Annotated in this window: 9 protein-coding genes; 6 read left to right on the top strand and 3 right to left on the bottom strand. The window is 66.2% G+C overall.

Annotated elements, in window-relative coordinates; genetic code table 11:
• The first annotated feature begins 87 nt into the window (after nt 1-87).
• Entirely contained in the window at nt 88-1,728 is a 1,641-nt protein-coding gene (locus J2X45_RS16895; RefSeq protein ID WP_310217072.1) for a DUF5597 domain-containing protein, read from the top strand.
• Nucleotides 1,629-4,592 carry a TIM-barrel domain-containing protein gene (locus tag J2X45_RS16890; RefSeq protein ID WP_310217067.1) on the top strand — a complete coding sequence of 988 codons (2,964 nt, stop codon included), beginning with the start codon at nt 1,629-1,631 and terminating at the stop codon, nt 4,590-4,592. The genes J2X45_RS16895 and J2X45_RS16890 overlap by 100 nt, the downstream gene beginning before the upstream one ends.
• Before the next feature lie 126 nt (nt 4,593-4,718).
• Here the strand turns inward: J2X45_RS16890 and J2X45_RS16885 are convergent, their stop codons facing one another.
• Nucleotides 4,719-5,618 carry a LysR family transcriptional regulator gene (locus J2X45_RS16885; RefSeq protein WP_310217065.1) on the bottom strand — a complete coding sequence of 300 codons (900 nt, stop codon included), beginning with the start codon at nt 5,616-5,618 and terminating at the stop codon, nt 4,719-4,721.
• Nucleotides 5,619-5,756: 138 nt separating this feature from the next.
• Here J2X45_RS16885 and wrbA point away from each other — a divergent pair, with 138 nt between their 5' ends.
• From wrbA to J2X45_RS16870, 3 genes are all read left to right on the top strand, one after another.
• Complete coding sequence (wrbA, locus tag J2X45_RS16880; protein WP_310217062.1) at nt 5,757-6,356, top strand: NAD(P)H:quinone oxidoreductase; 600 nt, start codon at nt 5,757-5,759, stop codon at nt 6,354-6,356.
• A 527-nt stretch (nt 6,357-6,883) separates the two neighbouring features.
• Nucleotides 6,884-7,705 (top strand): flagellin, encoded by an 822-nt coding sequence (locus J2X45_RS16875; protein ID WP_310217059.1) that lies wholly within the window; start codon nt 6,884-6,886, stop codon nt 7,703-7,705.
• A 338-nt stretch (nt 7,706-8,043) separates the two neighbouring features.
• Nucleotides 8,044-8,865: a flagellin gene (locus J2X45_RS16870; RefSeq protein WP_310217057.1), complete on the top strand. Its 822-nt coding sequence runs from the start codon at nt 8,044-8,046 to the stop codon at nt 8,863-8,865.
• A gap of 94 nt (nt 8,866-8,959) precedes the next feature.
• Here J2X45_RS16870 and J2X45_RS16865 read toward each other — a convergent pair whose 3' ends face one another.
• Nucleotides 8,960-10,543, bottom strand: coding sequence for an alpha-L-fucosidase (locus tag J2X45_RS16865; protein WP_310217054.1), 1,584 nt, complete (start codon nt 10,541-10,543; stop codon nt 8,960-8,962).
• 8 nt (nt 10,544-10,551) lie between these two features.
• Complete coding sequence (locus J2X45_RS16860) at nt 10,552-12,528, bottom strand: glycoside hydrolase family 97 protein (protein ID WP_310217051.1); 1,977 nt, start codon at nt 12,526-12,528, stop codon at nt 10,552-10,554.
• Nucleotides 12,529-12,650: 122 nt separating this feature from the next.
• Here J2X45_RS16860 and J2X45_RS16855 point away from each other — a divergent pair, with 122 nt between their 5' ends.
• A complete protein-coding gene (locus tag J2X45_RS16855; protein WP_310217049.1) occupies nt 12,651-15,131 on the top strand; it encodes an exo 1,3/1,4-beta-D-glucan glucohydrolase in 2,481 nt (826 codons plus the stop codon).
• Nucleotides 15,132-15,195 lie beyond the last annotated feature (64 nt).

Here is a 15,195-nt window from a genome sequence, read left to right as displayed (position 1 = left end):
GTGGCGAAGCCCGGACTTGCCGACGCTGCAGAGCCCGGCGATCGTCCATCAAGAACTGGTAGCGCTACCAAGTAGAGCGCGCCGTGAGTGGAGGAGGCGATGGGGATTTCACGCTTCGCGACAGCCATCGCGCTGAGCCTTGCCTTGGCCGGCGGCGCGGTCGCAGCGGACGCCGAGCGGCCGCTGCCCAAGCTGGTCAGCAAGGACGGCCGCCACGCCCTCCTGGTCGACGGTGCACCGTTCCTGATGCTGGGCGCCCAGGTCAACAATTCCAGCGCCTGGCCCTCGCAGATGCCAAAGGTCTGGCCCGTCATCGAGAAGATGGGGGCCAACACCGTCCAGGTTCCGATCGCCTGGGAGCAGATCGAGCCGGTCGAGGGCCAGTTCGACTTTTCCTACCTCGACCTGCTGCTGACCCAGGCCCGCGAGCGTAACGCGCGGCTCGTCCTGCTGTGGTTCGGCACCTGGAAGAACTCTTCGCCGTCCTATGCGCCCGAGTGGGTCAAGCTGGACAACAAGCGCTTCCCGCGCCTGAAGAAGGAGACCGGCGAGCGCTCGTACTCGATGTCGCCGCTGGCCAAGTCGACCCTCGACGCCGACCGTAAGGCGTTTGTCGCCCTGATGACCCATCTGAAGGCCAAGGACTCCGCCCAGAAGACCGTCATCATGGTCCAGGTCGAGAACGAGACCGGCACCTACGGCACGGTGCGCGACTTTGGTCCGGCGGCTCAAAAGGTTTTCGACGGCCCCGCGCCCGCCGCTCTGGTCAAGGCGCTCGGCGCCAAGCCGGGGACGTGGTCCCAGGCCTTCGGCAAGGACGCCGACGAGGTCTTCCACGCCTGGCACATCGGCCGCTTCGTCGACCAGGTCGCCGCCGCAGGAAAGGCGGTCTATCCGCTGCCGATGTATGTCAACGCCGCCCTCCGCGATCCGATCAAGCCAGGCGATCCCAAGTCCTATTCGGCCGGCGGCCCCACAGACAACGTCATCGGCGTCTGGCAGGCCGCCGCCCCCTCGATCGACCTGATTGCGCCCGACATCTACATGAAGGAGTCGGTGAAGTACGAGGCGGTGCTGGGGCACTATGGCCGTCCCGACAACGCCCTGTTCGTCGCCGAGACCGGCAATGATCCGGCCTATGCCCGCTATGTGTTCTCCACCCTGGGCAGGCAGGGGATCGGCTGGTCGCCGTTCGGCATGGACTATACCGGCTACGCCAACTATCCGCTCGGCGCGGCCAAGGTGGACGAGGCGACAATCGAGGCCTTCGCCGCCAACTATCGCCTGCTGGCGCCGATGGCCCGCGCGTGGGCCAGGCTGTCCTTCGAGGGCAAGGTCTGGGGCGGAGCCGAGCCTGATGACCGCGCCGCGCAAACGACGACCATGGGCGACTGGACGGTCAGCCTTCGCTACGGCAAGTGGCAGTTCGGGGCCTCGGACTGGGCCTGGCTGAAGGATCGTGCGCCGGGACCGCAAGGTCCTGAGGGCGGCGGCCTCGTCGCCCAGCTCTCGCCCGACGAATTCCTGGTCACCGGCCGCCATGTCCGCGTCGAGTTCGGCCGCGCCAAGTCCGACGGCAAGCCGATGCTGCTGGCGCGGGTCGAGGAAGGCCACTTCGAGAACGGCCAGTGGGTCTTCGACCGCCTGTGGAACGGCGACCAGACCGACTACGGCCTCAACTTCACCGGCGGCTCGCAGATCCTGCGGGTCAAGCTCGCCACCTACTGACGGGAACAGCCATGCGTATTCTAGCCCTCTCAGCCTTCGGGCTGGCTCTTCTGGCCTCGACCTCGGCGCTGGCCCTGGACGGCGGCTTTGAAAAGACCGCCGACGGCGTGGTCATCACCCCCGCTTCGGGCCCGGCCAAGACGGTCCGGCTGCAGGTGATGAGCGACCGGGCCATCCGCATCACCGCTTCGCCGACCGACACGATCAGCGTCCCGCCCAGCCTGCAGGTCATCGCGACGCCCAAGACCAGCGGTTTCACCGTCGAGCAAGTCGGCGGCAAGGTCGTGCTGAAAGCCGGCAAGGCCACGGCGGAGGTGGCTCTGGCCACGGGCGCGGTGTCGTTCAAGGACGCGGCCGGCAAGACGGTTCTGACCGAGCAGACGCGCTCGAACTTCAAGCCGCTAACGATCGACGGCAAGGGCTTCTACGCCATCAGCCAGCGGTTTAATCCAAACACGGACGAAGGCTTTTACGGCCTGGGCCAGCACCAGAACGGCCAGATGAACTACAACGGCCAGGACGTCGAGCTGGCCCAGTACAATCGCGCCATCGCCATCCCGTTCGTGCTGTCGACCCGCAACTACGGCGTGCTGTGGGACAACAACGGAATCAGCCGCTTCGGCGACCCGACGCCCTACGCCCTGGCCTCGCGCGACCTGCAGATCTTCGACGCCAGCGGCAAGCCGGGCGGCTTCACCGCCAAGTACTATATCAACGGCGAGCTGAAGCTGACGCGCGTCGAGCAGGACATCGACTACCAGTACCTGGACGACCTGCCCAAGTGGCCGGCCGAGCTGACCGGGCCCGACAAGAAGCCGCTGCGCGGCGCCAAGGTCGTCTGGGAAGGCTCGGTCGAGGGCGGGGTCAGCGGCCTGCAGAAGTTCAAGCTCTACTCGTCCAGCTACGCCAAGCTGTGGATCGACGGCCAGCTGAAGATCGATCGCTGGCGGCAGAACTGGAACCCGTGGTTCCACAACTTCACCGCCCCGATGAAGGCGGGCAGCCGTCACAAGGTGAAGGTCGAGTGGGAGCCCAACGACGGCTATATCGCGCTGCTGCACAACAATCCGCTTCCCGCCGCCGAGCAGAAGTCGCTGACCCTGACCTCGGACGTCGCCCACGCGGTCGACTACTATTTCGTGGCGGGCGAGAACCTGGATCAGGTCGTCAGCGGCTATCGCGAGCTGACCGGCAAGGCCCAGGCCCTGCCGCGCTGGGCCTATGGCTTCTGGCAGAGCCGCCAGCGCTACAACACCCAGGACGAGCTGGTCGGGGTGGTTAAGGAGTACCGCAAGCGCGGCGTGCCGCTCGACAACATCGTCCTCGACTGGCGCTACTGGAAAGACGACAGCTGGGGCAGCCACAAGTTCGACGAGACGCGCTTCCCCGACCCAAAGAAGATGCTGTCGGACGTTCACGGCATGAACGCCCACTTCATGATCTCGATCTGGCCGAAGTTCTATCCGACCACCGACAACTACAAGGAGCTGGACGCCAAGGGCTTCATGTATCGCCGCAATGTCGAGCAGGGCGCGCTGGACTGGGTGGGGCCGGGCTATCTGAACTCGTTCTACGACCCCTATACGAAGGAAGCGCGCGACATCTACTGGCGCCAGATCAAGGACAATCTGGGCGGCATCGGCATCGACGCCTGGTGGATGGACAGCAACGAGCCGGACATGCACTCCAACCTCGACATCCCCGAGCGCACCCTGCGCATGGGGCCGACGGCCAAGGGGCCGGGCGCGGAGTTCTTCAATTCCTACCCGCTGATCCACACCCAGAGCGTCTTCGACGGCGAGCATGAGCGAACCCCCAACAAGCGTTCGTACATCTTCTCGCGGTCGGGCTTCGGCGGCATCCAGCGCCAGGGCGTGGCGCTGTGGAGCGGCGACGTGGTGGCGCGCTGGGACGACTTCCGCGACCAGATCTCGGCCGGCGTGAACCTGTCGATGACCGGCGTGCCCAACTGGACCACCGACATCGGCGGCTTCTCGGTCGAGGATCGTTACATCAAGAAGGAGCCCCAGCACTGGCCCGAGTGGCAGGAGCTGAACCTGCGCTGGTACCAGTTCGGCGCCTTCAGCCCGCTGTTCCGCAGCCATGGCGAGGAGCCGTTCCGCGAGATCTGGAACCTGGCCGACGAAGGCAGCGAGGTCTACGACTCGCTGGTCTGGTACAACAAGCTGCGCTACCGGCTGACGCCCTACACCCTGACCCTGGCGGGCGAGACCTATCATCGCGACGGCACCATCATGCGCGGCCTGGTCATGGACTTCCCGCAGGACCTGAAGGCCCGCAATATCGACGACCAGTACCTCTATGGTCCGTCGTTCCTGGTGGCGCCGGTCACCCAGTTCAAGGCCCGCTCGCGCGCGGTCTATCTGCCGGCCGGGACCACCTGGTACGACTTCGAGACTGGCAAGGCCCATGCGGGCGGCCAGACCATCCAGGCCGCCGCGCCGCTGAACCGGATGCCGCTGTTCGTGAAAGCCGGCGCGATCGTGCCGACCACCGAGGTGCAGCAGTACATCGGCGAGAAGCCCGACGCGCCGATCACTTTGGTCATCTACACGGGCAAGGACGGCAAGTTCGAGCTCTACGAGGACGACGGCCTGTCGATGGCCTATCAGCGCGGCGCCTACAGCCGCATCCCGATCAGCTATGACGACGCCGCGGGGCGGGTGGTGATCGGCGCGCGGTCGGGCAAGTTCGACGGCATGGCGGACAAGCGGGTGTTCAAGATCCGCTTCATCGGCGCCAATGGGGTCGGGGGCGCCAAGCCGACAGACTTCGACGCGGCGGGCGACGCCGCAGTCGAGTACGCCGGTCAACCGGTCGTGGTCGTGGCGCGGAAGCGCTGACGTCCTTCTCCCCCTTGCGGGAGAAGGTGGCGCCGGAGGCGACGGATGAGGGGTTTCTCAGCGTTGTCGCGCGACCCCTCACCCGACCCGCTGCGCGGGCCACCCTCTCCCGCAAGGGGAGAGGGCTTAAACCGCCTGCCCCTTGAACCGCGCGATCAGGAACGCCGTCGCCGGGCCCGGCGGCGTATCGTTGCGATAGACCGCGTGCAGCGGATAGATCGCCTCCTTCAGGTCCGGCATGTCCAGGCGCTTCAGGCGGCCAGCGGCGAGGTCGTCGCGGACCATGGGCTCGGGCATGTTGCCCCAGCCAAAGCCTTCCTTCAGCAGCAGGTGCTTGGCCCCCAGGTCCGCCAGCCGCCAGGTGTGAGCGCTGGCTACGGCAAAGTCGCGGCCCTCGGTCAGACGTGAGCGGTCGGTCAGGACCAGCTGGGTGTGGCCGCGCCCGGCGCCCGGCGGGTTGGCGCCCTGCGCCAGGGGATGATCCGGCGCCGCCACCGGGATCAGCACGGTCGAGCCGACGGCGATATAGTCCAGCTCGTCGCCGCCATGCACCACCTCCAGCGGCCCCGCCACGCCCAGGGTCGCGGCGCGGTCCAGCACCATCTGGGTCACCGCGCCCAGGCCTTCGACATGCAGGCGCAGGGTCACGGTCGGGAAGGTCTCGCGAAAGGCGCGCAGGGCGTCGACCACCCGCTCGGTCGGCAGCATGACGTCCAGCACCAGATTGACCTCGGCCTCCAGGCCTTGCAGCAGGCCCTTGGCCTTGGCGCGCAGGCTGGCGACGTCGCCGGCGATCACCCGGGCTTGGGCCACCACCACCTTGCCCGCCTCGGTCAGCACCGGACGCTTGGCCGCATCACGATCGAACAAGACGAGGCCCAGCTGGGCCTCCAGATTGGCGATCGCGTAGCTGATCACCGAATTGGCCCGGTTCAGCCGCCGCGCGGCCGAGGCGAACCCGCCGGTTTCCACCACGGCGAGCAGAACGTTCAACTGATCCAGGGTTGGCGCGCCGGGTTCGTTCAAGACCGCCTCATCGTTCGAGTTTATCGAACATAACAGACGATTTTATTCGACTGTTTCGCAAGCCCTTTCCCGCGCAAAACCGTTCGCAACGCCGGGGCGTTCCGCCTCGTCCCCTTTTCAAACCCACGGGAGGCCCGCATGGCCAAGGTTCTGGTTCTTTACTACTCGTCCTACGGTCACCTCGAAACGATGGCCAAAGCCATCGCCGAGGGCGCGCGCGAAGCCGGCGCCAGCGTCGACATCAAGCGCGTGCCGGAAACCGTGCCGCTCGAGATCGCCAAGGGCGCGCATTTCAAGCTCGACCAGGAAGCCCCGGTCGCCAAGGTCGAGGACCTGGCCGACTACGACGCCATCATCGTCGGCGCCCCGACCCGCTTTGGCCGCATGGCCTCGCAGATGGCGGCCTTCTTCGACGCGGCCGGCGGCCTGTGGGCGCGCGGCGCGTTGAACGGCAAGGTGGCCGGCGCCTTCACCTCCACGGCCAGCCAGCACGGCGGTCAGGAGACGACGTTGTTCTCGATCATCACCAACCTGCTGCACTTCGGCACGACGATCGTGGGTCTCGACTATGGCTATGCGGGCCAGCTGACCCTGGACGAAGTCACCGGCGGCAGCCCCTACGGCGCGACCACTATCGCCGGCGGCGATGGTTCGCGTCAGCCCAGCGAGAATGAGCTGGGTGGCGCCCGCTACCAGGGCCGCAAGATCGCCGAAACCGCGATCAAGCTGCACGGCTGATCCGGCGCTCGCCGGTCCCTCAGCCCCCATTGACCGACCGGCGATAGGGTCGGCTGGCTCCTTCCCCCTCCCAGGGAGCCGGCCGGCCCTTTCTTCGTTGAATAGGAAAAGGAGGATCTCTCGATGCGTCGTCGTTCCGGTTTCCTGTCGCAGGCCTGGCGGTTCCTGGTCTTCATCGTCACCATCCGCGCCGTCGCCGGCCGGTGTCGCTCGCCCCGACTTTATGTGGCGGAGCGCTGAATGACTCTATTGGTGGTGATGTGGAGTGGTGAGGGCGCCTCCATGACGCTGCGCTGAATCATCAGAACGGCGCCATGTGTGCCATTTTGAGACAAGAGAACTCTAAAAATCCGCCTGTCTATTCATTGATGTTCATTTCATTATTAACAAAATAGTTTCAATTCTTAATTCTGTTTTGTCTTTTCCTCAACGAAGTGGAAAGCTCGTTGCGGGATATTGCGCGTGGGCAAAACGCCCACCGACCGTCAAAATGACGTCGGAACACCTCGAATAGGAGTTGTTTCGTTATGGCGCTGAACAGCATCAACACGAACTCGGGCGCTCTGATCGCCCTGCAAAACCTGAACTCGACGAACGCCGAACTGACCCAGGTTCAACAGCGTATCAACACCGGCAAGAAGATCGGTAGCGCCAAGGACAACGGCGCCATCTGGGCGACCGCCAAGAACCAGTCGGCCACCGCCAACAGCATGAACGCCGTGAAGGACTCGCTGCAACGCGGCCAGTCGACGATCGACGTCGCGCTCGCCGCCGGCGACACCATCACCGACCTGCTCGGCAAGATGAAGGAAAAGGCCCTGGCCGCTTCCGACACCTCGCTGAACACCGCTTCGTTCAACGCCCTGAAGTCGGATTTCGATTCGCTGCGTGACCAGATCACGAAGGCCGCCTCGAACGCCAAGTTCAACGGCGTCAGCATCGCTGATGGCACCACCACCAAGCTGAGCTTCCTGGCCAACTCGGACGGCTCGGCCTTCACGGTCACCGCCAAGACCCTGACCCTGGCGGGCCTGGGCCTGACGGCGAGCTCCAGCTTCACGACGGCCGCCGCCGCCAAGACGATGATCACCACCATCGACACGGCGCTGCAGACGGCGACCAACAAGCTGGCCTCGCTGGGCACCAGCTCGACGGGTCTGGACACTCACCTGACCTTCGTCGGCAAGCTGCAAGACAGTCTGGACGCCGGCGTGGGCAACCTGGTGGACGCCGACCTCGCCAAGGAAAGCGCCAAGCTGCAGTCGCTGCAAACCAAGCAGCAGCTGGGCGTCCAGGCGCTGTCGATCGCGAACCAGTCTTCGTCGTCGATCCTGAGCCTGTTCCGTTAAGCCGGACTTCGACGCGTTCGTCGTCGAGAGGGGCGGATCTTCGGATCCGCCCTTTTTCTATGTCGATATGAGTCTAGGTATCGAAAAGCCGGATGGCGGCGCTCCGTCGCCTTCGTCGTCTTAAGCATTCGTGAATCGCGAAAGCCGCGAAGACTCGGTGTTTTATTAAATGCGGGTTGCTCTGTTGTTTTTGTAAAGTTAATCGAGTCTTGACTCGTTAATCCGATAACGACGTTTCGTGAACTATATCGAAAGCGTAGCGTCATATTGTCGCGGTGGGCAAAACGCCCACCGGTCGTCAAAACGACACCGGAAACCTCCAAAGGGAGTGTTTCGTCATGGCGCTAAACAGCATCAATACGAACGCGGGCGCGTTGATCGCGCTGCAGAACCTGAACACCACCAGTTCTGAACTGAACACCGTCCAGCAACGCATCAGCACCGGCAAGAAGATCGGCAGCGCCAAGGACAACGGCGCCATCTGGGCGACCGCCAAGAACCAGTCGGCCACCGCCAACAGCATCAATGCGGTGAAGGACTCGCTGCAACGCGGCCAGTCGACGATCGACGTGGCCCTGGCCGCCGGCGACACCATCACCGACCTGCTCGGCAAGATGAAGGAAAAGGCGCTCGCGGCGTCGGACACCTCGCTGAGCACGGCGTCGTTCAACGCGCTGAAGGCCGACTTTGAGTCTCTGCGCGATCAGGTGACCAAGGCCGCGTCGAACGCCAAGTTCAACGGCGTCAGCATCTCCGACGGCACGACCACCAAGCTGACCTTCCTGGCCAATTCGGACGGCTCGGGCTTTACCGTCAACGCCAAGACCCTGACCCTGGCGGGCCTGGGCCTGACCACCGGCTCGACCTTCACCGACGCCGCCGGCGCCAAGACGATGATCACCAGCGTCAACACCGCCCTGCAGACGGCCACCAACAAGCTGGCCTCTTTGGGCACCAGCTCGACGGGTCTCGACACCCACCTGACCTTCGTCGGCAAGCTGCAAGACAGCCTGGACGCCGGCGTGGGCAACCTGGTGGACGCCGACCTCGCCAAGGAAAGCGCCAAGCTGCAGTCGCTGCAAACGAAGCAGCAGCTGGGCGTCCAGGCGCTGTCGATCGCCAACTCGTCCAGCTCGGCGATCCTCAGTCTTTTCCGATAGGCTGACGACCGGACGGGCGGATCAGGCTTTCGATCCGCCTCAACGGTTGCGGCGATAGACTTGAAAGGGACGGTCCTCGCGGTCCGTCCCTTTTTCAGGTCAGGCCCGGTCCTTCGATCCGCAGAACCGGCGTGAAAGCGGGGCGGTGATCGGGCAACGCGACGACCAGCGCGTCAGCGTCGTGGCGGAAGGGCAGGGCCTCGGCGCCGCCCACGAGGCTCACCCGGCGCACCTTGTCTTGAGTTCCGCGCAGGCTCCCGATCCGCATCTCGCCTTTCGGCCAATCCATGGCCAGGGCGTAGAGCGCCCCGGCCTTGGTGGTGAAGCGGATGTCGTCGGCCTCGAACGGCTTGGCCGCGCCTTCGCCGTGCATGCCCTCGGCGAGCCGCGTCGGACCCTCGCCGAACAGCCGCCAGGGTCGCGTGCCGTGGATCGCCTCGGCGTTCACCGCCATCCAGCCGGCCATGTCGGCCAGCACCTTTTCCTCCAGATCGTCGATCGAGCCGTCGCCGCGCTGGGGAATGGACAGCAGCAGGCTGCCGTTCTTGCTGACCACGTCGATCAGCCGCTGGATCACCTCGCGGCCGGACTTGTAACCGCCGCGCTCATAGAGCGGCCGGTCATAGTGCCAGCTGCCGATACAGGTGCAGGTCTGCCAGGGTTCGTCGCGCAGCCGGTCCGAGAAGCCGCGCTCGACATCCTCGACGATCGCGCGGCGCTGCAGCGGTGACAGCTTCTTGCCGGTCACCACGGCGTCGCCGCCGCGCAGATTGTAGTAGTGGGCGGTGGCGTCCAGTCCCGCCTGGCCCAGCGGCAGGCCGTAGTTGTCGAAATAGACCATGTCGGGCCGGTAGCGCTCGACCAGGTCGTTCTGGCGCAGCAACCAGTTGCGGACAAAGCCCGGATTGTTCGGCGGCGGGGTCTCGACCCATTGGCCGTCATGGGCGTCATGCCAGGCGTTGGCGGCGGCGATGCTGTCGATCCCCTCGGGGATCACCATGTTGCGACCGGTATAGAGGTCCTGCGGATCCAGCCCCTCCCACCACTGGCCCTTGCCGTCAGCCTTGGTCAGGCGAAAGGCGTCGTAGCGCTGGCCCTGGCGCGGACCTTCGGCGTCGTAGCCATAGGCCGTCTGCCACCAGTGCCAGGCGTGGGCGCCGTGGTTGGAGACGCCGAACTTCAGGCCATGGGCCCGGGCGACCTTGGCCCAGGTCCCGACGATGTCGCGCCTGGGGCCGACGCGCGTGGTGTTCCAGGCGTGGTGGCGACTGTCGAACATGTCGAGGTTGTCGTGGTGATTGGCCATCGACATGAAGTACCTGGCGCCCGCCGCGACATAGGTCCGCATCAGACCCTCCGGATCCCAGCTCTCGGCCTTCCAGCGCGGGATGAACTGCATGAAGCCGAAGTCGGCCGGATGGCCGTAGGTCTTCACATGGTGGTCGTAGAAGGGGTTACCCTGCTGGTACATCTGCCGGCCGTACCAGTCGCCGAACTCGGGCACGCACTGCGGACCCCAGTGTGACCAGATCCCCAGCTTGGCGTCCCGGAACCAGTCCGGGACCTTGTAGCCCGCCGCCAGCGACTCCCAGTTCGGCTGGAAGCGCGGGGCGGCGAGGGCGGGGGAGGCGGCAAGGGCGGCTCCGCCCGCCAGCAGGTTCCGTCGGGTGACGCGCATCGCCGATCCTAGCGCACTGGCGTGAGGCGCACGGCGCCGCCGCCGCTGGGGGCGAGCTTCAAGGTCAGGGCGTCCTTGCGCGTCACCGCCTGCGTGCGGGTCTTCAACGCCGTCGGCTCGGGGCCGTCCTCGCGAACCTCCGCCGAGAAGGTCCCGTCGCCGAGGAAGCTCAGCGGAACCTTCACGGTCCGCCCCGCCTCGTTGGTCATGGCCCCGACCCACCACTCGGCGCCCTTGCGGCGGGCGATGACGATCGACTGGCCGATCTCGCCGGACAGCACGCGGGTCTCGTCCCAGGTCGTCGGCACGGCGCTGATGAAGTCCAGCCCGGCCGGAGACGCGGCGTAGGTGATCGGGCTGTCCGAGACCATGGTCAGCGGGCTGTCATAGACCAGGTACATGGCCAGGGCCTGGCCGCGGGTGGTCTGTACGGTGGGCAGGATGAACTGGTTCTTGAAGTCCTTTGGCGCGACGTTCCGGAAGCCGCCGGGCGTGTAGTCCATCGGCCCCAGCAGCATTCGCGTGAAGGGCAGGGTGACATTGTGGGTGGCGGTGATGCGCCGGCTCCACTTGTTGTACTCCGCGCCCAGAACGCCCTCCTGGGTGACGTAGTGCGGATAGGTCCTGACAAGGCCCGTCGGGCGATAGGCGCCATGCAGGTCGACCATCAACTGATGCTCGCCCGCCTTGGTCAGCAGACGGTGATAGAAGTCGACCATCGGCTGGTCGTCGCGGTCCATGAAGTCGACCTTGATCCCCTTGATCCCCCAGGCCTGATAGGCCGCCAGCGCCTCGTCCATCTGGGCGTCCATCGCCTTCCAGTGGACCCACAGCATGATCCCGACGCCCCGCTCGCGGCCGTAGGCGACGAGGTCGGCGATGTTGATCGCCGGGATCGGGCGCGTGGCGTCCGTGCCCGGAAGAACCACCGGCGCCTGGCCTGACCCGACGTACCAGCCGTCGTCGATCAACATGTATTCTAGCTTGTGGGCGGCGGCGAAGTCGATGAAGCCCTTCATCGCCGCGTCGGTCATGCCCTCGGCGTTGGCGGTCTTGCCGCCGTTCCACCAGTCCCAGGCGGCCTTGCCGGGCTTGATCCAGCTTGTGTCGGTGAGCGCGGTCGGCGGGTTCAGGCTGGTCATCAGGTTCGAGGCGATGAGCGCGCCCGGCGTCTCGCCAACCATCACCACCCGCCACGACGAGACGGTGTCGGTCCCGATCCGCGTCAGGACGGCCTTGCTCGGATCATCCAGGCGCGGCGACAGCTGGGCCTGCAGGCCAAGACCGCCGTCGCCCCGGCCGCTCAGATAGAGCCCGGCCCAGTTCCGCAGGTCCGCCTCGGCCAGGGCGAAGGTCGCGCCCTTGGCGGTCTGGCAGACGACGGGCAGTTCATACAGGGCCGAGGCCCGGAAGCCGCTGGCCATCACCGGATCGTACTCGCCCTCGTGCGAGGTGCCGAAGCGGCCAAGGTTTAGCGCCCAGCAGCGGTCGTCGCCGGCGAAGTCGAAGCGGGTCTCCTCCCCGCGCACCGCCACGCCGGCGAGGGTCGGCTGGTCGGGCAGCACATAGCGGAACGCCACCCCGTCGTCATAGGCGCGGGCGATCACCTTCAGCCGCCGCTGCAAGCCGCCCGTTTCGAGAAATTCTACGGTGGTCTCGTTGTAGCGATCGCGCACCGTGCGGGTCTTGCCGACGACGAGGTCATAGGTCTCGTCGACGCTTCGGCTGGCGGCGTTGACGATCTTCACACCGCCCGACAGGGCGCCGCCCTTGTCGAGCACCAGGCCCAGAGGCGAGGGGGCGATCAGGGTTTCGCCCTTGAACTGCAAGGTGAAATTGGCCTGACCACTTTGATCCGACAGGCTGATCCGGGTCCGGCCGTCGGGCGAGGTGACCGCGTGATCGGCGGCGAGAGCGGGAACCCCGGCGGCGCTGAGATAGCTCATCGCTGCTAGCGCTGTCAAAAGGTGGCGTGTGGCCTGCATTTGAAGTTTCCAACCCGATTGTGCTTGTCTATTTGTCATACAAACTAGACGGCCTCTGGATCGGCGTCGAGGGGTATGACAACGTTGTCGAAGCGGCATGTGGCCGTCGAAAGAAAAAAGAGTTGGGGAGTATGAACACCAAGACCCTTTGCGTCGCCCTCTTGGCGTCCACCTTCCTGGCCGGCGTCGCGTCGGCCGAGAGCACAGCAAAATCCACCGCTCAGCCGGCCAAGTGGCCCGCCGCCAAGAGCCAGGGGCTCGTTGATCCGGCGACGGAAGCCTTCGTGGACTCGGTGCTGGCCAAGCTGACCCTCGAGGAGAAGGTCGGCCAGCTGATCCAGGCCGATATCGGGTCGATCAAGCCCGAGGATTTGAAGACCTATCCGCTGGGCTCGATCCTGGGGGGCGGCAGCTCCCCGCCGCTGGGCGCGCCGGACCGCTCGCCGCAGAAGCCATGGGTCGACACCGCCAAGGCCTTCCGCGAGGCGGCCGCGCAGCGCGTGGGCGGGACGCATGTGCCGCTGATCTTCGGCATCGACGCCGTCCACGGCAACAACAACGTCGTCGGCGCGACCCTCTTCCCGCACAACATCGGTCTGGGCGCGGCGCGTGATCCCGAGCTGATCCGCCGCATCGGCAAGGCCACGGCGCTGGAAACCTCGGCCGCCGGTTTCGACTGGGCGTTCGGCCCGACCCTGGCCGCGCCGCGCGACGACCGCTGGGGCCGCACCTATGAGGGCTATTCGGAAGATCCGGCCATCATCCGCCAGTACGGCGGCGAGATGATCCTGGGCCTGCAGGGCGCGGTCGCGCCGTTCACCGGCGGCAAGGGCGGGGTGATCCAGCAAGGCCTCGTGGCGGCCAGCGCCAAGCACTTCCTGGGCGACGGCGGCACCGAGAACGGCGTCGACCAGGGCGACACCAAGGTCTCCGAGGAGGAGCTGGTCCGCGTCCACGCCCAGGGCTATGTGCCGGCCATCAACGCCGGCGCCCTGACGATCATGGCCTCGTTCAACAGCTGGAACGGCCAGAAGATGCACGGCAACAAGAGCCTGCTGACCGACGTGCTGAAGGGCAAGATGGGCTTCGACGGCTTCATCGTCGGCGACTGGAACGGCCACGGCCAGGTGGCGGGCTGCAAGCCGACCGACTGCCCGCAGTCGATCAACGCCGGCCTCGACATGTTCATGGCCCCCGACAGCTGGAAGGCGCTGTACGACAACACCCTGGCCCAGGCGAAGTCGGGCGTGATCCCGATGGCCCGCATCGACGACGCGGTCCGCCGGATCCTGCGGGTGAAGGCCAAGATGGGTCTCTTCCAGGCGGCGCGGCCCCATGAAGGCCGCGAGGGCGTCATCGGTGCGCCCGAGCACCGCGCGATCGCTCGCGAGGCGGTCCGCAAGTCGTTGGTTCTGCTCAAGAACGACGGCGTTCTGCCGCTGAAGAGCTCGGCCAATGTGCTGGTCGCCGGTTCGGGCGCCGACGACATCGGCAAGCAGTCGGGCGGCTGGACCCTGTCCTGGCAGGGCACGGGCAACACCAACGCCGACTTCCCCAACGCCGAGTCGATCTGGACCGGCGTGAAGTCGGCGGTCGAGGCCGGCGGCGGCCGCGCGACGCTCAGCGTCGACGGCAAGTTCGACCAGAAGCCGGACGTGGCCATCGTCGTGTTCGGTGAAAATCCGTATGCGGAAGGTGTTGGCGACCTCAAGACCTCACTGGAGTATCAGCCGGGCGACAAGGCCGACCTGGCGCTGCTCAAGCGCCTGAAGGCCCAGGGTGTGAAGGTGGTGTCCGTGTTCCTGACCGGTCGACCGCTGTGGGTGAACCCCGAAATCAACGCCTCGGACGCCTTCGTGGCCGCCTGGCTGCCGGGCTCGGAAGGCGGCGGCGTGGCCGACGTGCTGATCGGCGACAAGGCCGGCAAGCCGCATCATGACTTCCGCGGCAAGCTGTCGTTCAGCTGGCCAAAGACCGCCGCCCAGTTCCGCCTGAATAAAGGCGAGAAGGGCTATGATCCGCTGTTCGCCTACGGCTATGGCCTCAGCTACGCCAAGCCGGGCAAGGTGGGGCGCCTGTCCGAGGTTTCCGGCGTCACGGCCCAGGCCGACAACGTCGTGAACTACTTCGTCGGCGGCAAGACCCCGGCCCCGTTCGCGTTCAAGGCCTCGCCGTCGTCAAGCGTGCAGATCGCGCCGGTCGATGCGGGCAACGTCCAGGAAGCCGGCCGCCAGATCACCTTCGCCGGCGACAAGCCCGGCAAGCTGTCGATCGTCGGCGACAAGCCGCTGGACCTGTCGTTCCAGACCAACGCCGACATGGCGCTGAGCTTCGCCTATCGCCTCGACGCCGCCGCGACCGGGCGCGTGAGCCTGGCGATGGGCGCGGGACGCCTGGACGTCACGCCGCCGGCCGGTTCGCCGACCGGGCAGTGGGCCAGCGTCAAGATCCCGCTCAAGTGCTTCCAGGCCGCCGGGACGGACGTGACCAAGGTCACCGCGCCGTTCGAACTGATCTCGGCGGGCGCCTTCCAGGTGTCGATCGCCGAGGTGAAGCTGACCGCCGATCCAGCCGGGGCGGTCTGCCCGGCGAAGGCGCAGTAGCGCTCAGAAGACCCCTCAAGCTCCGACCTCCCCGGCGTTCGCCGGGAAGGTCGGGTGAACGGGA

It is taken from the genome of Caulobacter sp. BE264 (assembly GCF_031457805.1).
GTDB lineage: Bacteria > Pseudomonadota > Alphaproteobacteria > Caulobacterales > Caulobacteraceae > Caulobacter.
Note: the sequence above shows the minus strand (reverse complement) of the source record. Positions and strands in the feature narration are given on the sequence as shown.

Coding starts and splice junctions, on each gene's coding strand:
- J2X45_RS16860 (WP_310217051.1), bottom strand. CDS start 12,528: ATGCAGGCCACACGCCACCTTTTGACAGCGCTAGCAGCGATGAGCTAT.
- wrbA (WP_310217062.1), top strand. CDS start 5,757: ATGGCCAAGGTTCTGGTTCTTTACTACTCGTCCTACGGTCACCTCGAA.
- J2X45_RS16865 (WP_310217054.1), bottom strand. CDS start 10,543: ATGCGCGTCACCCGACGGAACCTGCTGGCGGGCGGAGCCGCCCTTGCC.
- J2X45_RS16875 (WP_310217059.1), top strand. CDS start 6,884: ATGGCGCTGAACAGCATCAACACGAACTCGGGCGCTCTGATCGCCCTG.
- J2X45_RS16870 (WP_310217057.1), top strand. CDS start 8,044: ATGGCGCTAAACAGCATCAATACGAACGCGGGCGCGTTGATCGCGCTG.